The organism is Photobacterium carnosum (genome assembly GCF_021236965.1).
In the GTDB taxonomy this organism is placed as follows: domain Bacteria; phylum Pseudomonadota; class Gammaproteobacteria; order Enterobacterales; family Vibrionaceae; genus Photobacterium; species Photobacterium carnosum.
The window spans coordinates 35,710-55,951 of sequence record NZ_WMDN01000012.1 but is presented as its reverse complement, the minus strand read 5'-3'; the positions used below and the strand labels follow the sequence as shown (position 1 = coordinate 55,951).

21 protein-coding genes and 2 pseudogenes are annotated in these 20,242 nt (G+C 38.3%); 12 read left to right on the top strand and 11 right to left on the bottom strand.

Annotated elements, in window-relative coordinates; genetic code table 11:
- Positions 1-21 precede the first annotated feature (21 nt).
- From GLP24_RS12455 to yghU, 5 genes and pseudogenes are all read left to right on the top strand, one after another.
- The gene (locus GLP24_RS12455) at positions 22-1,029 is read left to right on the top strand and encodes a transposase (protein ID WP_232616094.1); all 1,008 of its coding nucleotides are present in this window, start codon (positions 22-24) and stop codon (positions 1,027-1,029) included.
- A 326-nt stretch (positions 1,030-1,355) separates the two neighbouring features.
- The gene (locus tag GLP24_RS12450; protein ID WP_045038041.1) at positions 1,356-1,493 is read left to right on the top strand and encodes a zinc ribbon-containing protein; all 138 of its coding nucleotides are present in this window, start codon (positions 1,356-1,358) and stop codon (positions 1,491-1,493) included.
- A gap of 83 nt (positions 1,494-1,576) precedes the next feature.
- Positions 1,577-1,720 (top strand): annotated as a pseudogene (locus GLP24_RS19955) (DUF2188 domain-containing protein); the annotation flags it as partial.
- Positions 1,721-2,056: 336 nt separating this feature from the next.
- Positions 2,057-2,731, top strand: a complete 675-nt coding sequence (locus GLP24_RS12440) for a haloacid dehalogenase type II (protein WP_232598413.1) — start codon at positions 2,057-2,059, stop codon at positions 2,729-2,731.
- Between the two features lie 50 nt (positions 2,732-2,781).
- Positions 2,782-3,639, top strand: coding sequence for a glutathione-dependent disulfide-bond oxidoreductase (gene yghU / locus GLP24_RS12435; protein WP_232616092.1), 858 nt, complete (start codon positions 2,782-2,784; stop codon positions 3,637-3,639).
- 101 nt (positions 3,640-3,740) lie between these two features.
- Here the strand turns inward: yghU and GLP24_RS12430 are convergent, their stop codons facing one another.
- Positions 3,741-4,121, bottom strand: coding sequence for a DUF4156 domain-containing protein (locus GLP24_RS12430; protein WP_101768731.1), 381 nt, complete (start codon positions 4,119-4,121; stop codon positions 3,741-3,743).
- Positions 4,122-4,303: 182 nt separating this feature from the next.
- On the bottom strand, positions 4,304-4,606 hold the full coding sequence (locus GLP24_RS12425) for a DUF3861 domain-containing protein (protein WP_101768730.1): 303 nt from the start codon (positions 4,604-4,606) through the stop codon (positions 4,304-4,306).
- A 79-nt stretch (positions 4,607-4,685) separates the two neighbouring features.
- Between GLP24_RS12425 and GLP24_RS12420 the strand changes: the two genes are divergently transcribed.
- Together GLP24_RS12420 and GLP24_RS12415 are read left to right on the top strand one after the other, a co-directional pair.
- Positions 4,686-5,114: a MarR family winged helix-turn-helix transcriptional regulator gene (locus GLP24_RS12420; protein WP_101768729.1), complete on the top strand. Its 429-nt coding sequence runs from the start codon at positions 4,686-4,688 to the stop codon at positions 5,112-5,114.
- Between the two features lie 65 nt (positions 5,115-5,179).
- Complete coding sequence (locus GLP24_RS12415; RefSeq protein ID WP_232575632.1) at positions 5,180-6,142, top strand: hypothetical protein; 963 nt, start codon at positions 5,180-5,182, stop codon at positions 6,140-6,142.
- Between the two features lie 45 nt (positions 6,143-6,187).
- On the opposite strand, the gene GLP24_RS12410 is transcribed toward GLP24_RS12415, so the two are convergent.
- Both GLP24_RS12410 and GLP24_RS12405 read right to left on the bottom strand, forming a co-directional pair.
- Positions 6,188-6,508 carry a hypothetical protein gene (locus tag GLP24_RS12410; RefSeq protein WP_101768727.1) on the bottom strand — a complete coding sequence of 107 codons (321 nt, stop codon included), beginning with the start codon at positions 6,506-6,508 and terminating at the stop codon, positions 6,188-6,190.
- A 105-nt stretch (positions 6,509-6,613) separates the two neighbouring features.
- Positions 6,614-6,961, bottom strand: a pseudogene (locus GLP24_RS12405) (DUF411 domain-containing protein); the annotation flags it as partial.
- Between the two features lie 545 nt (positions 6,962-7,506).
- Between GLP24_RS12405 and GLP24_RS12400 the strand changes: the two are divergent.
- Positions 7,507-7,863, top strand: coding sequence for a transcriptional regulator (locus GLP24_RS12400; RefSeq protein WP_101768725.1), 357 nt, complete (start codon positions 7,507-7,509; stop codon positions 7,861-7,863).
- An 80-nt stretch (positions 7,864-7,943) separates the two neighbouring features.
- Here the strand turns inward: GLP24_RS12400 and GLP24_RS12395 are convergent, their stop codons facing one another.
- On the bottom strand, positions 7,944-8,666 hold the full coding sequence (locus GLP24_RS12395) for a phosphatase PAP2 family protein (RefSeq protein WP_232616091.1): 723 nt from the start codon (positions 8,664-8,666) through the stop codon (positions 7,944-7,946).
- A gap of 448 nt (positions 8,667-9,114) precedes the next feature.
- On the opposite strand from GLP24_RS12395, the gene nagE reads away from it, so the two are divergent.
- The 3 genes from nagE (at position 9,115) to GLP24_RS12380 (ending at position 12,674) form a co-directional block, all read left to right on the top strand.
- Positions 9,115-10,497, top strand: coding sequence for an N-acetylglucosamine-specific PTS transporter subunit IIBC (nagE, locus tag GLP24_RS12390; RefSeq protein ID WP_101768723.1), 1,383 nt, complete (start codon positions 9,115-9,117; stop codon positions 10,495-10,497).
- Between the two features lie 184 nt (positions 10,498-10,681).
- Entirely contained in the window at positions 10,682-11,359 is a 678-nt protein-coding gene (locus GLP24_RS12385; RefSeq protein WP_101768722.1) for a response regulator transcription factor, read from the top strand.
- Positions 11,340-12,674 (top strand): sensor histidine kinase, encoded by a 1,335-nt coding sequence (locus GLP24_RS12380; protein WP_232598408.1) that lies wholly within the window; start codon positions 11,340-11,342, stop codon positions 12,672-12,674. Before GLP24_RS12385 ends, GLP24_RS12380 begins: the two co-directional genes overlap by 20 nt.
- Positions 12,675-12,794: 120 nt before the next feature.
- On the opposite strand, the gene GLP24_RS12375 is transcribed toward GLP24_RS12380, so the two are convergent.
- The 6 genes from GLP24_RS12375 to GLP24_RS12350 form a co-directional block, all read right to left on the bottom strand.
- Positions 12,795-13,511 carry a DUF3581 domain-containing protein gene (locus GLP24_RS12375; RefSeq protein WP_101768720.1) on the bottom strand — a complete coding sequence of 239 codons (717 nt, stop codon included), beginning with the start codon at positions 13,509-13,511 and terminating at the stop codon, positions 12,795-12,797.
- Positions 13,512-13,695: 184 nt separating this feature from the next.
- Entirely contained in the window at positions 13,696-15,474 is a 1,779-nt protein-coding gene (locus GLP24_RS12370) for a bifunctional molybdopterin-guanine dinucleotide biosynthesis adaptor protein MobB/molybdopterin molybdotransferase MoeA (protein ID WP_232616090.1), read from the bottom strand.
- Positions 15,461-16,054: a molybdenum cofactor guanylyltransferase MobA gene (mobA, locus tag GLP24_RS12365; protein ID WP_045038026.1), complete on the bottom strand. Its 594-nt coding sequence runs from the start codon at positions 16,052-16,054 to the stop codon at positions 15,461-15,463. The genes GLP24_RS12370 and mobA overlap by 14 nt, the downstream gene beginning before the upstream one ends.
- Positions 16,041-16,754 carry an ATP-binding cassette domain-containing protein gene (locus GLP24_RS12360; RefSeq protein ID WP_221944030.1) on the bottom strand — a complete coding sequence of 238 codons (714 nt, stop codon included), beginning with the start codon at positions 16,752-16,754 and terminating at the stop codon, positions 16,041-16,043. Before GLP24_RS12360 ends, mobA begins: the two co-directional genes overlap by 14 nt.
- 12 nt (positions 16,755-16,766) lie before the next feature.
- Complete coding sequence (locus GLP24_RS12355) at positions 16,767-17,468, bottom strand: ABC transporter permease (RefSeq protein WP_101768716.1); 702 nt, start codon at positions 17,466-17,468, stop codon at positions 16,767-16,769.
- Between the two features lie 160 nt (positions 17,469-17,628).
- Positions 17,629-18,402, bottom strand: coding sequence for a substrate-binding domain-containing protein (locus GLP24_RS12350; RefSeq protein ID WP_232616114.1), 774 nt, complete (start codon positions 18,400-18,402; stop codon positions 17,629-17,631).
- 363 nt (positions 18,403-18,765) lie between these two features.
- Here GLP24_RS12350 and GLP24_RS12345 point away from each other — a divergent pair, with 363 nt between their 5' ends.
- The gene (locus GLP24_RS12345) at positions 18,766-20,223 is read left to right on the top strand and encodes a sigma-54-dependent transcriptional regulator (protein WP_101768714.1); all 1,458 of its coding nucleotides are present in this window, start codon (positions 18,766-18,768) and stop codon (positions 20,221-20,223) included.
- Positions 20,224-20,242 lie beyond the last annotated feature (19 nt).

Genomic DNA, 20,242 nt, shown 5'->3' with positions numbered 1-20,242 from the left:
AAGTTACTTATGGTAAAGCTAATGACAATCTCAAGACGGAAATTGATAGAACCTCAAATTACGCCTTTTTATCATGTAATTAATCGTTGTGTACGCCGTGCGTACCTGTGTGGCGATGATCCGTATAACGGTAAAAACTATCAACATCGTCGTGGTTGGATAGTAAATAAAATCAAACAATTAGCCGCTGTGTTTTGTATTGATGTGTGCGCTTATGCCGTGATGAGTAATCATTATCATTTAGTGTTAAAAATAGATACGGAACAACAACAAAAGCTAATCCCTGAAGATGTGATATCACGTTGGTTGCAGTTATTTAGTGGACATCCTATCGCTGTCAATTTTTTAAAAGAGGGTCAAATAGCCGCAGATAAACAACAAGCATTATCAAATTTAGTGGCTGAATGGCAGCAACGATTAGGCAGTATTAGCTGGTTCATGCGCTGCCTTAATGAAGAAATAGCGCGAAAATCGAATAAAGAAGATCAATGCAAAGGGGCGTTTTGGGAAGGGCGGTTTAAGTCTCAAGCACTACTGGATGAACAAGCATTATTATCGTGCATGATGTATGTTGATTTAAACCCGATAAGGGCGGGTGTTACACCGTCACTCGAACAGTCTGATTTTACCTCTATTCAGCAACGTATTCGTGAACATCATCAAACGAAAACTCCCTCTAAACCATCCTCATCAAATCACAGTCATTTTCAATTATTACCCTTTGTTGGCGCAGAACATCAAGCTAAAAAAGCAGGTATAAACTTTGCTTTTGCCGATTATCTCGAACTGATTGACTGGACTGGTCGGTGTATTCGAAATGATAAAAAAGGTTTTATTGCACCTAATCAGCCCAAGATTTTACAGCAAATGGGAATAACACCGGATGCTTGGCTTGAGCACAGTGAACAATTTATGGAACATTATGCCAATGTAAGCGGTAGATGGTCCCGAATGTGCGCCTTCAAACAACGTATTGGTGGGCATTGGTGCAAAGGAAAGTCGGCGAGTCACCAGTTACACCCTAATTAGAGATAGCTTCTTATAATTAGATGAAAACACTGCAATAACCGTCAGGATTGTAGACGTTGTCGATCTTGAAATATGGAAATAAGACAGGTTTAGTGGAGAATATAAGATATTAAGCGGTCATTTTAATAGCTAAAGCACTTGTCGTTGGTGAAATGGTTTATTTTTTTAGGGGCACTATTCAATAGTAAAAGATGTGGCTGTCCAGAGTGCTCTTATGAAGATAATTTGGAGTGACTTCTCAAAACGCCGTTATTTTTAAGAGTATAATGAAATTATATCCAGTGGTTTTGATGGGTATATTCTTGATTCAATATGGAGAAGATATAATGGCAACAACGGGAGAAAAACCGGGTAAAGGTGCTTATTATTGTGAAAAATGTGGTCAACGAGTTGATTTAGATGATCATACTGACACACTCCCACCTTGCCCTAAATGTGCTCATACCAAATACAAAAAGGGGTGATGATGACAAAAAGTACCCATGTGGTTTCAAACTCTGACGGTGGTTGGGATATTAAACAAAGTGGAGGATAAAGATCTTCAGGTCATTTTGAGACGAAGCAAGAAGCTGTCGATCGTGCAAGAACGATTAGTTTGAATCAAGAATCAGAATTAGTGATTCATAATAAAGACGGTAAAATTGCAGGAAAAGATAGTCACGGAAATGATCCATATCCACCCAAGGGGTAAATCATATTAATATTAGTTATGACACTCGGCATTATTATGTCGAGTGTTTTTTGGTTTATAACCTGATATTTAAGGATATTGGTGTAGTTATAGCTATGTATTTAATAGGGATTGATTGTGAATATGTTAGAAATGTCATTTTCTAAGTGTCGAGCAGTTAAAAAATATAAGGCTGGTATCTAACTCGTCAATACGGTGATCTATTATAAATAGAATATATCATCTAATTAATCGGTATATAGAATATTGGACAAGTTGAATTATCAATGTTAAGTATAGTTACTCTACGATAAGGATATCGTTTATGCGTTTTAACTTATTGTAAAGAGTAATTATATGAACAAGAAAGTGATACTTTTTGATATAAATGAAACGGTTTTAAATTTAGGGGCTCTAAAGCCAATATTTAAGTCAGCTTTTGGTAGCGAAGATGCGCTGTCTCTCTGGTTTTCAAAGTTACTGCATCTTTCTACGGTCTGTATTACGACAACAGTTAAAAGCAATTTTGCAGAGCTAGCCCGTATTACTCTTGATACGGTTGCCGCTAATTATAAGATTCAATTAACAGAAGGCCAGCGAGCCGAGTTACTTGGCGCTTTTTCAAATTTATCGCCTTATTCTGATATAAAGCCAGCACTTAGTAAGTTGCGCCAACACGGGTTTAAAGTTGTCGCTTTATCTAATTCATCATTAACCCTCATTGCAACACAAATGGAATATGCACAATTAACTGACTATTTCGATGACATTATTTCTGTAGAAGAGACAGGAAGTTTCAAACCTGATCCTACCGTTTATAAATTTGCGGCTCAAAAATTACAACAACCGATAGACCAATTATGTTTAGTCGCAACTCATGACTGGGATACACATGGCGCTTTATCGGCAGGCTTGAATGCCGCTTATATTGATAGAACAGGTGTGCCGTATAATCCGTTGTATTTAAAACCAAAAATGTATTCAAATTCAATGATGGATCTTATTGATATGATCATTGCAGATAAACAATAATGCGACCAACTCGACTATTAGTAAACAAATAACAATTGTTAGGAGTTAACATGACAAATCAATACATTCCACCTAAACAATGGCAATTTGATAATAACAATGGTGGTCAATGGGCACAGATCAATCGTCCCGTGTCAGGTGCGACACATGATAAGGCACTACCGATAGGTAAGCATCCATTGCAGCTTTATTCTATGGGGACACCCAACGGACAAAAAATAACGATCATGCTTGAAGAGTTGTTAGCGGCGGGTAAATCTGACGCTGATTATGACGCGCATTTGATTAATATTTCTGAAGGTGATCAATTCTCTTCTGGCTTTGTTGATATTAATCCTAACTCAAAAATTCCAGCATTAGTGGATCATTCACAAGGTCAAGCGGTTAATATTTTTGAGTCTGGTTCAATCTTATTTTATTTAGCTGAAAAATTTGACCTGTTCTTACCTCAGTCAATTAACGATCGTACACAAGTAATGAACTGGTTATTTTGGTTACAAGGTTCAGCACCTTATCTTGGTGGTGGTTTTGGTCATTTTTATGCTTATGCAGATGAAAAACTAGAATACCCAATTAATCGTTTTACGATGGAAGTAAAACGCCAATTAGATGTGTTAGATAAACAGCTTGCGTCTCATCAATATATTGCAGGTGATGAATACAGTATTGCGGATATCGCAATGTGGCCGTGGTATGGCAATTTAGTATTAGGCCATCTTTATAATGCGAGCGAGTTTCTTGATGTAGCAAGTTATACTCATGTTCAACGCTGGGCAACAATGATACTTAATCGTCCTGCGGTACAAAGAGGACGCATTGTTAATCGTACTTGGGGCGAAGTATGGGAACAATTGCCTGAGCGTCATGATGCTCAAGACATTACAATCGTGTTATTACAGAAACCTTAGTTAATGTTAGGGCAGTCATTACAAACAATGGCTGTCCTAAATTCAGTGGTCATAAATTCAGAATTTGGCACAAGAATGCGAAACCAATGTCTGTTATGTTGTTATTTAACCGCTGGTATTGTTTCAGGTTTAACGATTGAAGTAACGGCTGGTTGCTGACATAAATAAGCATTAGCAAACATGGTTACTGAAGTAGAAAAACCAAGTGGTTGATAGAGATACACGGTATTTGCACCTAATGCCGCGGCTTTAATACGCATTTGGTTTATTGTTCCCCAGAGCATGTCTTTATCCGCATGGAACCAATAGTCATAAAAATGACCTTCTGAACCATATACAATCCCTAGGCGTTGACAATTTTCAACAGCTTTCACATCATCCCAAATAACATCAACGTTGGCTGATTCTGTAGTAGGGAAAGTAACACAACCACTTAATAACAGTGTTGAGGCTAACATTGAGCTAACCATTAGTTTTTTCATGTAAAGATCACGGATAAAATAAATATCGCGTGAGTGTATTTAAAAAAAGATCATTAGCAAGAGAATAAAATCAATATTCAGACTACTGCAACATTAATTAATGAGTAGTTTAATATTATGCGCAATGTAGTCTCGGTATTGATATTTTTACCTCCCCAAGAAAGATATTTAAGCTGATGAAATCATTTATCGATTAATGATTGTTTAACGGTATTTTTAAGTGACTGCATAAATGTTTTAAAGTGGGGCATAAAGTCAGCAAAAAGTGGATGTTTGCGGTTTATCATCATAACCGGGCCTAATAATCGCAGAGCAACACCGACTCTTGTTGCTTGCGTTGCATCTAACTCACAGCCTTTCTTCAAGTTTTTAACTATCTTAAACAGATCTTCTCTATCTTGAAATTCAAATTGCATGGTTTGGGCGGTAGATGACGGAGACTCTACTTCTTCAATGGTAATACGATAGGTTTTTTTATTAGACATAATTGTACTCTTATTTGAAATAAACATGAGTATAGTTGATGTTGTCAACTATATGATCCTTGGATATAGCGGAAATATAATGGTTAATAACAAAACGCTAGATAATTTATTTCAATTGGTACATGCGTTAAAACGTCAATTACATGAGCAGATTGAACAACTTAATCTGGATGTTACACCGATGCATGTTCGAGTAATTAAGATCATTAATAAAATGACACCGTGTACCGCTATTGATATAGCAACAGTGTTAGAACGAGATAAGGCACAAATCACACGGTTAGTTAACACCTTAATAGATAAAGAATTTATTACTAAGGTAGCCCATCCAACAGACAAGCGAAGTTCGTATTTATGTGTTACTGATCGTGGCATAGAGATTGTCGCAAAACTGGTGGTTATTGATAATACGATGCAGGAAAAAATAACAAAAAACATTAGTCTAGATGAGATAGCGTTGTTTCAACAGTTAGCCGATAAAATGACGGATAACCTTCGTTACAAATAACCTTGTTGTTCGGTGGCAGTCTTTGCATAATACTCAACGTACTTTAACTTATAAATAGCAGATAAATGACTTCTTCATACCATAATATTGATGTGCCTTTTAATTACCGCCATACCTGCTGGTTTTGCGGTGAGCCGTATTTTGATAGCCATGCTTTTATGGCTGTCCCAAATTATGATAATCAAACCTTACCGATTATGCTGCCGTGTTGCCAAGAGTGTTTTACTTTTGCTAATGCGGTAAAGGTCAGTAGCTTAGATGTACTGCGCGATAAAGTGAAACAGCAACTGCATAAGAAATACCATAAACATCTACAAATTGGGGTTAACTGGACCAAAGAAGAACTTGAATCGTCTGAAATGGAGGGTAAAGCTCTTGAAGGTTTTCGTTTTAGTGGTTGGAAGATGTTTGAAATCGCTAAAGATCGAGTCAATTACGCGGGATGGCCAATCAATATTGATGGCTTGCCTTGCTATGATGTGACGACGACATTTCAATTTGAATATGATGGCATCATTTATACGAGTTTAAATCACGCAGTGACTCAGTTGGCTGCGTTGTATGCTATTCCTCAGCCTTATTTAGAACAAGTGATAGAGCTGGTCGGGCGTGAAAAAATGACTTATGCCTTACGCTTTTGTAAAACGACTTATGGTTATTCACCAGCAGAGCGTGAGTCAAGTATTGGTAGTTTACGGGCGTTATTGGCAGAAGAGCAGGCTAATGCACAAGTATCACATCGTTCGACGAAAGAACTACGTAAAGTCGCGTTGGCTGATATTAAACAATTGATGCTGTACCGTACCATTATTGCACCGCCTGCGATTCAATGGGCATTAGAACGCGGTATTCAAACGCTAGTCGAGTTAGCTGATCACGAAGACGTATTTTTTGAATATTTCGGTAAAGATTCAGAGTTAACGGCATTTACTTATTTTAATGGCTTGCAAATTTATTTCGAAAAGCGCGAATTAGATCCCGAGTGGGCTGAGAAATCGGATCCCAATCGAGATCTATTTACAAAGTAACGTGTTTAGATAGCGCACTATAACTTTTTATATCTTAAAAAAAGATTACGTACCATAGATATAACGATGGATACGCTTAATTGCTGAATTAAAGCTATCGACATCGTCATTTTCCGTGAAAAAATTTAAGTATTTATTCACGGAATCTTGATCTTCAAAAATGTAAATATTAATTCGTGGGTGAGAATGGTGTTCGCCATGATCGGATAAGCGAATTTTAACAAAGTAGTTACCTTTATTTATTGTAAAGTAACTGGATTCAGTGGTTAATGAATCGATGTGTTTATAAGTGATCAGTCCTGTATATTGTGCTTGATCTAATAAATCTATCAATTCATGTTTTTCATTATTGAGTAATTTATTCATGAGATAACCTCGTAGTTGAGTGTTATTCTCATTTAAGTGTAGAAGAGTTTAATGATAATAAGGTTGGATCTAAATATTTAGGCCAACCTTTGCTTTATTTAGTGATTAGTTATGACTTGCCCACACCATCGTGCGACCTTTGTCATCAAAAGCAACCACGTTATAGCTGTCTTTCTTATCACCATATTCCATACCAGGTGATCCCATTGGCATTCCTCCAACAGCCAAGCCTTTCATTCTTGTTGGCTTGCTCGCTAAAAATCGTTTGATATCAGTCGCAGGAACATGACCTTCAAAAGTATAACCTTCAATTTGAGCGGTATGACAAGATGCATACTCAGGTAATACGCCTAGTTTGATTTTTGTGGGTGTGAGATTTTCTTGGTAAACGTTTTCTAACTCAAAGCCATTATCTTTCATATGTGCGACCCATTCTTTACAGCAGCCACAATACACTTATGAGTATTTCGGTACTATGGATAGATTGAAAACTAAAGCTAGTTAATAGTGCTGGTTGGTGTTGAGACTGTGACGAGCAATCATCGCTATTACAATCATCGCTACAAATTGAATTGTTAGCAGATGTTGCTATATATTGTTCAACGCTAGCGTTATTCTTGCAACAGGGACTCTTTTCCATGCAGCTACAATATGGCATTGGCATTATTTTTGTGGTGTGTGCATACGCTGTATTGGTTAATACAGTGAGGATTAGCACGCTATGCACAATAAAATAGAACCAATGACGTATCATTTTGATGATTAACTTAGCCTTTATGATTTTTATGCATTATAGGTTTAATCTGCAATTCAACAATGAATAACTTGTAATAAAGTATGAAATATACCTATATTATATTGCTCGTATGAATGACTGACACATATTCTTACAGCTAATTTATGGATAAAAAAATCAATTCGTTTAAATTTACCCTTGCGCACTGTGATGAATAACGTTGGGTTTATTTAATGTATTGAAAGCGCCTTTAGGAAAAGAAATGCAATATACTGAAAAAGATCGTCGAGTTTTGCACGATACATGGATGAGCTACAAAGCAAAAATGCGTATAACTCAAATAGAGATGGCTAAAAAGCTAGAGTTAACGCAACTTGAATTTTCAGACATTCTGCGAGGGGATTCTGTTATTCGACATCAGTTTGTTAATGATTTTTGTGGCATTTTAAATATTGATCCAGTTTTAATACTTCCTTCGTTGCGTGAAGCGGTACAAAAAGGATCGCTAGTAAACTCTATTGTTAAGAATACGTTTATCTTTGATGGCGAAATTAAGAAAGTAACATACGTTGGTAATCAACTTATTGTTGAGTACGAACATATTCCGAGTGTTAGTTAGGTTTGCCATAAGATTATTTATTTTATAAAAAAGGCTCATCGTATTATTCGATGAGCCTTTTTTTTATTAGTGATTATATGTTATTTTCTGTTTTTCTTAGTATTTTCATTCCATTCAGGAACAAAGAAATAAAGCACTGCGGCTGAGAGTATTGACCCCATGACATCAGAAGGGAAGTGCATACCTAGCCATAAGCGGCTAATACCGACACCTGTTGCCCAAATGATTAAGCCACTTGCGATAAGATATTTACCTTGGCGAATAAAAAAACCACCCCAAAATAAAACACAGATAGCTGCAAAAATAGTGTGACCAGAAGGGAATGAGTAGTTTGTTTCACCTTCCCAGCTGCGTAAACGCCAAGGGCTGACATAGGCAGACGCTTCTTTTACGACATTATCTTTAGCTGCTGAATCTAATGCATAGAAAGCAGTAGGTGAATCGACCAAATGTAAGTGTTGTAACTCATAGGTATAAGGGCGAGGAATGGCTGTTTCATGTTTTAATACTGTTTTAGTGACAAAACTTAACACTAATAAGATACCAAATTGAATCCATACTTTAGTGATGGTTTTCTTTGGTAACCGCATAAAAACAGGGGTAAGACACAATAATGCGGAGGTGATAAGGAAAAACGGACTGCCAGCACTATCGGTTAATAAAGCAAATGTAATACCCGCCGCACTACTTACTGGCGTAGTTAACACAGGCACTGGGAATATATGAATTGCAATAAATAGCAATATTGCAAATAAGCCTAATGCAATAAAATTAGGTAATTTTTTAGATATAAAAGTCATCATCGAGAGAGTTCAATCTTATCATTATGTAATAATTAAGTAAGCCATAAAAAATAAGACTGTTATAACGTGATATTTTTCATGGTTTAATATCGGCTGTTTCTTTTCGCATAAATTGTATCAAATGTCATTAATAAAATCGTTGGATAACAACTTCTATGCTTATTTGTCAGGTAATGTTTATGTTTTTTATTTCTTAAACAATAAGATAATAATTTATACTCATAAAGTTTACAAATTTGGCGGTTATTTAGATGTTAAATTTGTAATTTATTATAATTAATTTTCATGATATTTCTTAAATTGTGAAGGTTGTCACGTGAAATAACGCAAACATTAAGAAAACTTAATGTTTATCTTGAACTAAGTTTTGCGAACTACTGTATGGTTAGCACATGCTTAAACGACATATGTTGTTTATTAATTTTAATGTGATGATATGGAGAAGGGAATGAGTATTCTTGGACATTTCCAAAAGTTAGGAAACGCGATAATGTTTCCAATCGCAGTATTACCTATTGCTGGTATTTTATTACGTATTGGACAACCCGATCTATTAAACATACCTTTTATTGCAGCAGGTGGTCAGGCGGTTTTCACAAACTTAGCGCTTTTATTTGCTATGGGTGTTGCTGGTGGCTTCTCAAAAGATAACTCAGCAGCAGCGGCAATTGCGGCAGCGGTTGGTTATTTCATCATGATGGCTGCAATGAAAACGCTAAATGCTGATGTCGACCCAGGTGTTGCTGGTGGTATTATTATTGGTGTATGTGCCGGTCTATTGTATAACCGTTTCCATGCAATTAAATTGCCAGAATTCCTAGGCTTCTTTGGTGGTAAACGTTTTGTACCTATCATCACAGGTTTAGTTGCATTGATTCTTGCTTTTGCCTTTAGCCTTGTTTGGCCTCCAGTGCAAGATGGGATCAACCATTTAGGTAAGTGGATTCTTACTAGTGGTATGCCAGGCGAATTTGTATACGGTATTGCTAACCGTCTATTGATTCCACTTGGTCTACACCACATTCTTAACAGTATGGTTTGGTTTGTGTTTGGTAACTATACCGATCCAGCTACAGGTCAAATTGTTACAGGTGAAATCTCACGTTTCTTTGCGGGTGACCCATCTGCAGGACGTATTTTAAGTGGTTTCTTCCCTGTTGTAATGTTTGGTCTTCCAAGTGCAGCATTGGCTTTCTATGTAACAGCTAAGAAAGAGAATAAGAAAGTAATTGGTGGTATGTTGTTAAGTGTTGCATTAACTGCATTCTTAACCGGTATTACAGAACCAATTGAATTTATGTTCATGTTCCTAGCACCTGGTTTGTACTTAGTACACGCTATTTTGATGGGTGTGAGTATTGTTGTTGCATCAATGCTTAATATTCACATGGCATTTAGCTTCTCATCTGGCTTGATTGATTACATCTTGAACTATAATGCTCCAGCAGCGCATAATTCATGGGAAATCATTCCAATGGGTTTCGTGGTTGGCGCTATTTACTTCGTGATCTTTGTTGGTGCGATTAAGATGTTCAATCTTAAAACACCGGGTCGTGAAGATGCACCTGAAGAAGATTCAAACCCTGATACAGACAGCAAAGCTGATTTAGCAGTACAATACCTAGCAGCACTAGGTGGCAAAGATAACTTAACTGATATTTCTGCTTGTATTACTCGTCTTCGCCTAGGTATTGTTGACCGTACAATCATCAATGACGCTAAACTAAAACAGTTAGGTGCGAAGGGTGTTGTAAACGTAGGCTCAAATAACCTTCAAGTTATTATTGGTCCACAAGCTGAGATTATTGCTAACCAAATGAAAGCACTTTAAGTCTTCATTCGTTAAGTAAGAGAAAGTATTCGCGATTTCATAACTTCCCCCTATGGTCGCGTTAAACGGTCTACCTTCTGGTAGGCCGTTTTTTTATACCTAAGAATAAATGTGTACGGTGTATAATATTAAAGAGTTACGGGTAAAGCATTAATGAGTGATTAGATCTAGGTTTAGGCATGAAATGAGAATATTAGTAATTGAAGATGACCTCACAACCCGCGAATTTATTGCGAGGGGATTACAAGAGCAGGGTTTTGTAGTCGATGAAGCGGAAGATGGTCAGCAAGGTTTAATGATGGCAACCCGTTATGAATATCAACTTATTATCTTAGATCGCATGTTACCGCAATTAGATGGTTTGAAAGTGCTAGGAGCATTAAGGGCAGCGGAAAACCACACGCCAGTGCTGATATTAAGTGCAATGGATAGCGTTGAAGATCGTGTTGTTGGCTTAACGTCGGGAAGCGATGATTATCTGACGAAGCCTTTTGCGTTAGCTGAGCTTGTTGCTCGCGCCAATATTCTTGTTAAACGTAATCAATTAGTCGCAACGGTTTCGTCTGAATATAGCTATGATGATTTACGATTAGATATTAAATCACATCGAGTCTGGCGAGGTTCTCGACTGATTAATTTACAGCAAAAAGAGTTTTTGTTACTGCAATACTTAATGGAACATGTTGAAAGTGTTGTCTCTCGCATGAGTCTGTTTGAATCGGTGTGGAGCTACCATTTTGATCCTAAAACCAATGTGATTGATGTTCATATCGCTAATTTACGTAAGAAATTGGAATCAGATGGTGAGCCAAGTTTAATTCATACCGTTCGAGGGGCTGGTTATGTCTTACGCCGGGTCTGAAAACCTGTCGCGATCAACTATTTTTAAAGTGTTGATGTATTTTATTACCTGTGTCGCTTTTATTTTTATTTTATTTATCAATCAGGTAGTGGTTAGTTCTGAAACGTTTTACCACCAGCAATTAAAACGTGATTTGGTTAATGAAGCTAATTTGTTTTCGATGATAGTTAACAAAGGTGATAGCGCTGAATTATACCGAACGATAGCGCAACGCAAGCAAAGTAATACGACATTTAGTTATATTGTACAGCCGGGAAAACGCATTAATAAGGAACTGTTACTTTATCCAACGGCGTCATTGATGTTTGGTCCAAGTAAAACTGCCCAATTATCTCAGGTGGTAACATTGCCTTTAGGAATGGAGTTAGTCATAAAGATTAATCCCCAATTTATGCAATCGTACCGAGAGACGGTTATTCCAATGTTACTTTCTGGAATTGCTATCCCCGTTATTATCATGCTGGCAGGAGCTTCATTATTTGCCGTTGTAATATTGAAAAAATTAGCGCGGGTTAATCAGGGAATGAATCGGGTTATATTAGGTGAAAAAGGGGTTAAGTTACCCGTTAGTACCAATGATGATGAGTTTGATGTGTTAGCCATGCATCTTAATTTCATGATAGAACAGGTAGAGAAAAAAGAGACGTCGTTAAAGGCATTGTCGGTTGGTATGGCTCATGATTTACGTACGCCTATTGCCCGCATGAAACTACGCTTAGAACGGTTATTAACCCAAAATACAGCCCCATATACAACAGAATTAGAAGCATGCCATGATGACTTAGAAGTATTGCTTAGTATGTTTAACGGTATGTTGGAAATTGCTAATTTAAACAGTGGCAAGCAGCATATTGACAAAGAATGGGTCGATTTGTCTCAAGTATGTCGTGATGTGGTTGAGTTCTTATTACCTATTTCAGATGAGAAACAGCAGCAACTGAGCTTTAGAGAAGATCAACCATACCGATTACAAGGTGAGCCTAGTTTATTATTTAGGGCTGTCTATAATTTGGTTGAAAATTCAATTAAGTACACGCCTGAGATGGGTGTTATTGATGTTATTGTTGATCATTTTGGTGTGGTTGTGATTGATAATGGCATGGGGGTATCAAATGAAGATAAAAAACGTATTCGTGAACCTATGTTTCGCGCTGATCGTAGCCGTACCCATCAAGGTTTTGGATTAGGATTATCGCTAGTTGAAGCGGTGGTTATTCGCCATAATGGTGAGTTAGTTTTCAGTGATAATCATCCAGGATTACGATCACGATTGTATTTACCTCTCGCGTCTGAAGTTAGCAGTAAAGATCAATAAAACATCACTAAATATCATTACCATCAAAAAAGCCCAATCGATAGTCGGTTGGGCTTTTTCTTAGTAATACATTCTTGAGTAATAATGAATGAGACTGATTAACGATGACTTAATTAACTATTAATTGTTAATGGCGTTAAATTTGTCTTTGCGCTCATTAAAACGTGACACTAAGTCATCAATACTATCTTGGCAATAAGGCTTTAAGCCACTCATTACCATGCGCTTACTGCCTGTACCTACAATTTCCCCATTTTCTTTAAAACAGAAATGAAGGGTTACATTCCCGCGCTTTCCTTCTACTTCAATAATAGAATCGGTTAGCTCAACAGTGGGCGCAGTAAGGTCTAAACGAGTGAAATCAAGTTCCATGCATTCATAGATCACCAATGGGCGTGTTGGGTTGATCATGATGTCTTTAGATTTCATCAATGGAACCATGATGTGAGGAAAGTTCATTCCCGAAAAGTGCACATAGTTTTTAGTGACTTGTGAAATTAGCACTTCATCTTTTGTTGTTTCGCCACTACGTTTAACATCCATGTAAACTTTACCCTTACAGTCGATCACTGCTAGCTCTGTAGGGGATTTAATATCTATAAGTAGGCAGCTTGATTCATTGATCATGCCTGCAAATTCGAAGCGCATTTTTTGGCTAAGGCCAACATTCGCTAAAAGAACCGAAAATAGCAGATCGCCAGGTACACAAAAACGCTTGTTATCTTCATCGTGAATAGGGTTAAAGTCACCGGCTACGCGTTTTGCAAAATGACTTGCTTGTGCACGAGTAAAAGATAATTCACCGCTGTTATCTGAATAATATGAATCTAAAAACATGTTTACTTATAATACCTAAAAATAAGACTGCCGCTATTCTACAACATAAACATCACTTTAATGGTCTAGCCAGATGATATTAATGTAAATATATATATTGATAAAATTCATACTAATAATAGTTGGCATAAAAAAGCCCAGCGAATATTGTTGGGCTTAGTCATATAAATGAATGCATTATTGGTTATAAGCGTACTTCAAGTGGAATCACGCTAACATTATCACCGATTTGTGCATATTCTTGCTGTGGAGGAATTTCAATTAGGCAATTAGCTTCACTCATTGAACGTAAAATACCTGAACCTTGTGAACCAATTGTTTTTACGGTAAGACGACCGTTAGCATCCCACTTAAAATAACCACGTAAATATTCAGTGCGTCCAAGACGAGAACGCAGAGGTTCTGCTGCAATGGCAGTATATGTTTGTGGTTGCCAATCTTGATAACCTTGTTGTTTACGAATCGCGGGCTCTACAAATTGTAAAAATGTCACCATAACAGCGACAGGATTTCCCGGTAAACCAAAGAACGGAATATCATTAATATGACCAAAGGCGAGTGGACGACCTGGGCGCATATTGATTCGCCAGAAATTAATTTCTCCTAGCTTATCAAGAATAGTTTTAATGTAGTCAGCATCACCAACAGAGACACCCCCTGAAGAGAGAATCATGTCAGCTTGTTGGCTAGCTTGGTTCAATGTCGCTTCAAGCGCGGTTTTACTGTCTTCAATAATACCTAAATCAACTACCTCACAACCTAGACGAGTCAGTAAAGCAAATAAGCTATAGCGGTTAGAATCATAAATACAATTTTGTCGTTGTGCTTCACCGGGAGCTTGTACTTCATCACCGGTTGAGAAAATAGCCACTCGAAGAGGAGTATTGATGGTTATTTCATTGAGCCCAAGTGATGCGACCATGCCAAGCTCTGGTGCTGTGATGGTTTGTCCTTTTGCGACGGCAACTTGATCAATCGCAAGATCTTCACCCGCTAAACGGACATTTTGACCTACTTTAATCGCACCCATAGCCAGATTAAACGTGACAGTGTCACTATCTTGATGTGCTTGTTCTCGCATAATCACGGTATCAGCAGCTTGAGGAACGGGTGCGCCTGTCATGATGCGAACCGCTTCACCTGCTTGTAATGGGTGTGGATAATGATGCCCAGCAAGCACTTGACCGACAACGGTATAGCTACTGAGATCAATATCTGCACCACGAATAGCGTAACCATCCATTGCTGAATTAGTATGTTGTGGCACATTTACGGGTGAGAGAATATCAGTATGTACGATATGACCCAGTGCGTGTTTAAGCTCAACTGTTAGTGGGTTATCAATGGTCTTTATTTGCGCAAGAATACGCTGGCGACCTTGCTCAACCGATAACAGACCTTGTAGCTGAACATCATCACAACTTGCTGTTTTTATTGGATGTTGTCGTGATTGAGAACTGTATTGCACCACGAAATCGGTTAATTGTTCGAGATCATCAATGCTTATTTGCGGTAAGGTCGTATCGGCTTTAATGTCACTCGCAATTGCAATAATATTGTTATCGTCTTGAAATAACCACGGTTTATTAATCACTTGACGGTGTAATTCAATTTTAGGGAAATCGAGTGATTTAAAACCTTCTACTAAAATCAGATCAAGCTGAGTTTGATCTAATTGGTTAATTAGATAGGGCAAAGTTGCTTCAGTTGTTGGTGTTTCACTGATTAATGCTCGGCGATAACGCGAGGAGATAAGCATTTGGCTTGCACCTGCTTTGCGTAATCGGTAGCTATCTTTGCCCGGTTCATCAAGATCAAAATTATGGTGTGCGTGTTTAATAACGGCAACGCGTAACCCACGCTTGACCAATTTAGGTAACATGGCTTCAAGTAGGGTGGTTTTTCCGGTGCCACTGAATGCAGCAAAGCCTAATAATGGTACTGATGCGTTAATTTGAGTCATGGCGTGCTCCAAATTGTGATAATTCATCAGGGGTATTAAGGTTAATAAAAGCATCAGTTTGGTCACTAAAATCCACAGTGATCATATTGCATTGGCGATAAAGTAAAATGATTTTACGATCACCATTAGCTAAGAAAGCTTCTAACTTAGGTAAGATACGGCGATGAAGTAGTGTTACAACAGGTTGAATGTAATCACCATTATGAGCAACCGCTATATCAGTGTCAGGTTGACATGCCGCTGTCATTCGAGAAACTAAATCCTGGGGGAGTTGTGGGCAATCACAAGGTACAAATCCAATCCAATCGTTATTAATGTGGTGCAAAGCTGCATGCATGCCACCGAGCGGGCCGGGATAGTTTTCAATGCTATCACCAAACACATCACCATATTGGCTGTAGATATTCTGATTACGGTTAGCATTAATGCTGATATGAGATGTTTGGGGTGTCAGTGTATCAATAACATGTTGAATAAAGGGTTGACCTGCAAGTTCTATCAGGCCTTTATCGTTGCCTCCCATACGGCTGGCTTGGCCACCCGCTAAAATGACCCAATGGGTTTGTTCAGGCGTAGGCATAATTATCCTTATTGTTTTTGATATCTGTAACGAGTTGAAGATCGGCTCGTTCAATTAATTGGGTGTCATTGATTGTCCATTGACGGCGACAAAGTGCAGTGAGTGCATTTTGCTGGTGGCTGGTGATCACTAAACTGGTGCCACGTGATAATAAATCTTCCGCTAAAATGACTTGGCGATTGATGGATTCTTGATCCATGCTGGCACTGGATTCATCCATTAATAATACGCTAGGTTTAAGTACCCATGCGCGTGCCATTGCGACGCGTTGACGCTCACCACCAGATAAAACCGAGACATGTTCATTTGCTAACGTTTCAAGGCCGACCATGCGCAGCGCATTAATCGCTTCGTTTCGACGTTTTTGGCGATCTTTTATCGCAAATCTTAATCCATAGCATACATTATTAAATACTGTTGCATCAAACATGTATGGTGTTTGATGGAGGTAGATGATACTCCCTTCATAGCATCCGCTAAAGAGACGTTTTAAAAAAGTATGCTGATGAATATTAATACTGCCAGTTGTTGGTTTTTGTAGCCCAGCTAACACTTTTAATAAGGTCGTTTTACCTACGCCGTTATCACCCGTTAAATAAATGGCATCTCGAGGGGCTAAATTCAATTGAGGAATGTGAAACAGCAATCGGCTTTTAAAACGAACAGAGAGGTCGAGTGCCTGAATAGAAGCTGGAGTCATAAGAGGCTTCGCTTAGTTAGTTCGCAAATGGGCTTTGCCACGCGCGATAGATAAAATAAAGTTTAGACCTAAAGCTAAAATAAGTAACACCATTCCTAATGCGACCCCTTGAGCAAATGCACCTTTTGAGCTTTCAAGTGCAATAGCTGTTGGAATATTTCGCGTTGAATTTAAAATATTGCCACCCACCATCATTGAACAACCAACCTCAGTGATCACGCGACTAAAAGACGCCACAACAGCGGCAAGTAATGGAAATCGGCTCTCCCACATTAAACTGAGTAAAGCTCGTGGATAGCTAGAACCTAATGTTAATGCGGTTTCCCATGCACGACGATCACTGTTTTGAAATGCGGCATGCATCATTGATATTAGTAACGGAAAACAAATCAGCACTTGGCCTAATATCATTGCTTTTTGAGTAAACAACATTTGCCAATCGCCGAGGGGGCCTGCACGTGAGAGCAACATATAAAGCAGTAAACCAATGACGACGGTAGGCACTGATTGTAAGGTATTAATTAACGACAATGTTAGCCAACGCCCAGGAAATTTACCGTAAGCTAAAGCAAAAGCGATCAATAACGAGGGGATCATAACTAATGCAATGGCTAAAATAGACACGGAAAATGATACGCCAACAATGCCCCAGAGTGAGCCATCGCCACTAAAGAGAAGTTGAGTCGCTTGTTGCGTTGTCTGCCAAATATTCATTGTGGTGTATGTTCTAACCTAAAAAATACGCCGATGAATACCATCATTCACATTATTAACATTAAGTCTAAAGCGTTATGTTATAACTGTGATCTCATTATAGTTAATGAGTAAATAAGCATTTATCGGCGAAGTGTTACATTAAATTAAGATGTTATTTTTATTGCGTTTGTGCATCAGCAACGAATAATTGCTTACCGTGACGTTGGTAGTTATTAATCAGTTTCTGTGCTTTAGGGTTAACTAACCAATCACTGAATGTTTTAGCACCTTGGTAGTTAAGATCAGGGTAGCGGCTTGGGTTAATCAAAATAACTTGGTAAGGGTTAAATAAACGCTTATCACCTTCAACCATGATTTCAAGATCAAGCTTGGTTTCATAGGCTAACCATGTGCCACGATCAGTTAATGTATAAGCTTGTAGTTCTGATGCCATGTTTAGCGTTGGACCCATACCTTGACCCACTGCTTTATAGCCACCGAAATTAGGCTCCATTTTTGTTTGAGCCCAGATATTAAGTTCTTTTTTATTCGTACCTGAATCATCACCGCGAGAAATAAACACCGCATTATCCGTCGCTATTTCTTTTAATGCGTGTGCGACATCTTTATCACCTTTGATTTTCGTAGGATCATTTTTCGGGCCAACTAAAACGAAATCGTTGTACATTAATTTACGTGGTAATACGCCAAAGCCTTTTTCAACAAACTGTGCTTCTGATTGTGGAGCATGCGTCATAACGAGATCAACATCACCGTGTTCACCCATGCGCAATGCTTTACCTGTCCCTGCGGCTAGCACTTCGACGGTATAACCGGTGTCTTTAGTAAATACAGGCAATAAGTAATCCAGTAATCCTGAATGATAGGTGCTGGTGGTCGTCGCTAGACGTACCGTCTTATTCATTGCTGTTTCTGTGGTCGCATAAGCCATCGTTGCCGATGCGCAGCCAAGAATAACTAAAGTTGTTTTTAATAAGTTCATCAACGTTCCTGATCGATTGGTTTGCATTAAAAAATGCTGAGATGATAAGTCACAAGTCTTTGGCGCTGAATATATGCGGCAAAATGACCCATCCTCCCGCAATAAAGAGCACTGCCCAGCTATAAGCAAATAAAGTGCCACCTTTTAAATGTTGATAAAAAGGACTTATTATGTGATTTTGGTATCAAATATTACGTAAAATAGGTTAAAGATAACCGAAGTTGTACTTAATGATAAAACAATTTTGACTTAATGATTCATAGTGAGACAAAATGTCGCAAATTTTAGTTTGGTTAAAATGTCTCGGTATCTATGTCTGATTTTAGTTTGTCTTCATCTTGGACTGCGGTTTCTGTATTAGTGGTTGATGATGAGCCAGGAATGCGCACGATTTTAAAGAAAGCGTTAAGTAAAAAATTTGCTCAAGTTGATACCGCAGGAAGTATTGAAGAAGCTGAAGAGATTCGTAAGCGCTGTCATTTTGACCTGTTAATTGTTGATATTAACTTGCCGGGTCGTTCTGGTATTGAATGGCATGAAGCGTTTGATCCGACAACACGCCGTAGTGATGTAATTTTTATGACTGGTTATGCGGATTTAGAAATGGCAATCCAAGCCTTACGTGCTGGTGCGTCTGACTTTATTCTAAAACCGTTTAATCTTGATCAGATGATGCAATCAGTGAATCGCTGTATTGAACGTCGGTTAGTGGAACGTCAAAATTTCGCATTGCAACGTGATGTTGAGCGTAGTTACCCCGTGAATATCATTGGTGATGCGCCAGCGACACAAAAGATGAAAAAGCTGATCGCTCAAGTTGCACCGTCTATTGCTGCGGTATTAGTGGAAGGTGAATCGGGTACAGGAAAAGAATTGGTTGCACGCGCTTTACATCAATTAAGTAAGCGTACTGGGCCTTTTGTTCCTATTAACTGTGCCGCCATTGCCCCTGAACTTTTAGAAAGTGAATTGTTTGGACATGTCTCTGGTGCATTTACTGGCGCGAAGAAAAGCCGTGAAGGTCTGTTTCGGGTTGCCAATAATGGCACGTTGTTTCTCGATGAAATTGGTGAAATGCCATTAGCTATGCAGTCATCATTGTTACGCGCCCTAGAACAAAAAGCGATTCGTCCTGTGGGCTCTGAGCGAGAAATTCAAATTGATGTTCGTATTGTTGCGGCGACTAACCGTAACTTAAAATTGGAAGTTGAAGAAGGGCGTTTTCGTCGAGATTTGTATTATCGACTTAATGTATTAACCATTGATTTGCCATCATTACGTGAACGTGTAGAAGATATTCCGTCATTAACCCATCATTTTACACAGCAACTCTCAAAAGATTTAGGTATGAAAACGGTTAATTGGACCCATGAAGATATTTTGGCAATGCAAGCCTATTCATGGCCCGGTAATATTCGTGAATTACGTAACATGATGGAACGCTGTATTTTGCTGGGTAAGCCACCAGCAGATTATTGGCGTGAATTACAAGGTGATGCATTACCTGTTTCTGTAACCAATACGCAGGGAGTGACAGGCGAAGAATTAGATATAAATGCCACACATCCGCAACGACCATGTCAATGCCATGAAGACGGTGAAGATCAGTATTGTTATCCTGTTACGTGGACATTAAAAGAAGTTGAAAAAGCACATATTATGCAAGTTGTTGATGCTAGCGATGGTAATAAATCAGCAGCAGCTCGTCAGCTCGGTGTGGCAAGGAAAACATTAGAGCGTAAATACAAAGAATGGACTGATGAATTATGATAAAAATAATCTTATGAAA

Bases quoted from the DNA above. Each gene is read 5' to 3' on its own strand.
- GLP24_RS12450 (WP_045038041.1), top strand. From the start codon at position 1,356: ATGGCAACAACGGGAGAAAAACCGGGTAAAGGTGCTTATTATTGTGAA.
- GLP24_RS12385 (WP_101768722.1), top strand. From the start codon at position 10,682: ATGAGAATATTAGTAATTGAAGATGACCTCACAACCCGCGAATTTATT.
- GLP24_RS12380 (WP_232598408.1), top strand. From the start codon at position 11,340: ATGTCTTACGCCGGGTCTGAAAACCTGTCGCGATCAACTATTTTTAAA.
- GLP24_RS12360 (WP_221944030.1), bottom strand. From the start codon at position 16,754: ATGACTCCAGCTTCTATTCAGGCACTCGACCTCTCTGTTCGTTTTAAA.
- GLP24_RS12370 (WP_232616090.1), bottom strand. From the start codon at position 15,474: ATGACTCAAATTAACGCATCAGTACCATTATTAGGCTTTGCTGCATTC.
- GLP24_RS12455 (WP_232616094.1), top strand. From the start codon at position 22: ATGACAATCTCAAGACGGAAATTGATAGAACCTCAAATTACGCCTTTT.
- GLP24_RS12345 (WP_101768714.1), top strand. From the start codon at position 18,766: ATGTCTGATTTTAGTTTGTCTTCATCTTGGACTGCGGTTTCTGTATTA.
- GLP24_RS12440 (WP_232598413.1), top strand. From the start codon at position 2,057: ATGAACAAGAAAGTGATACTTTTTGATATAAATGAAACGGTTTTAAAT.
- GLP24_RS12350 (WP_232616114.1), bottom strand. From the start codon at position 18,402: ATGGCTTATGCGACCACAGAAACAGCAATGAATAAGACGGTACGTCTA.
- GLP24_RS12415 (WP_232575632.1), top strand. From the start codon at position 5,180: ATGACTTCTTCATACCATAATATTGATGTGCCTTTTAATTACCGCCAT.
- GLP24_RS12400 (WP_101768725.1), top strand. From the start codon at position 7,507: ATGCAATATACTGAAAAAGATCGTCGAGTTTTGCACGATACATGGATG.
- GLP24_RS12425 (WP_101768730.1), bottom strand. From the start codon at position 4,606: ATGTCTAATAAAAAAACCTATCGTATTACCATTGAAGAAGTAGAGTCT.
- GLP24_RS12430 (WP_101768731.1), bottom strand. From the start codon at position 4,121: ATGAAAAAACTAATGGTTAGCTCAATGTTAGCCTCAACACTGTTATTA.
- GLP24_RS12395 (WP_232616091.1), bottom strand. From the start codon at position 8,666: ATGATGACTTTTATATCTAAAAAATTACCTAATTTTATTGCATTAGGC.
- GLP24_RS12375 (WP_101768720.1), bottom strand. From the start codon at position 13,511: ATGTTTTTAGATTCATATTATTCAGATAACAGCGGTGAATTATCTTTT.
- yghU (WP_232616092.1), top strand. From the start codon at position 2,782: ATGACAAATCAATACATTCCACCTAAACAATGGCAATTTGATAATAAC.
- nagE (WP_101768723.1), top strand. From the start codon at position 9,115: ATGAGTATTCTTGGACATTTCCAAAAGTTAGGAAACGCGATAATGTTT.
- GLP24_RS12410 (WP_101768727.1), bottom strand. From the start codon at position 6,508: ATGAATAAATTACTCAATAATGAAAAACATGAATTGATAGATTTATTA.
- mobA (WP_045038026.1), bottom strand. From the start codon at position 16,054: ATGCCTACGCCTGAACAAACCCATTGGGTCATTTTAGCGGGTGGCCAA.
- GLP24_RS12420 (WP_101768729.1), top strand. From the start codon at position 4,686: ATGGTTAATAACAAAACGCTAGATAATTTATTTCAATTGGTACATGCG.
- GLP24_RS12355 (WP_101768716.1), bottom strand. From the start codon at position 17,468: ATGAATATTTGGCAGACAACGCAACAAGCGACTCAACTTCTCTTTAGT.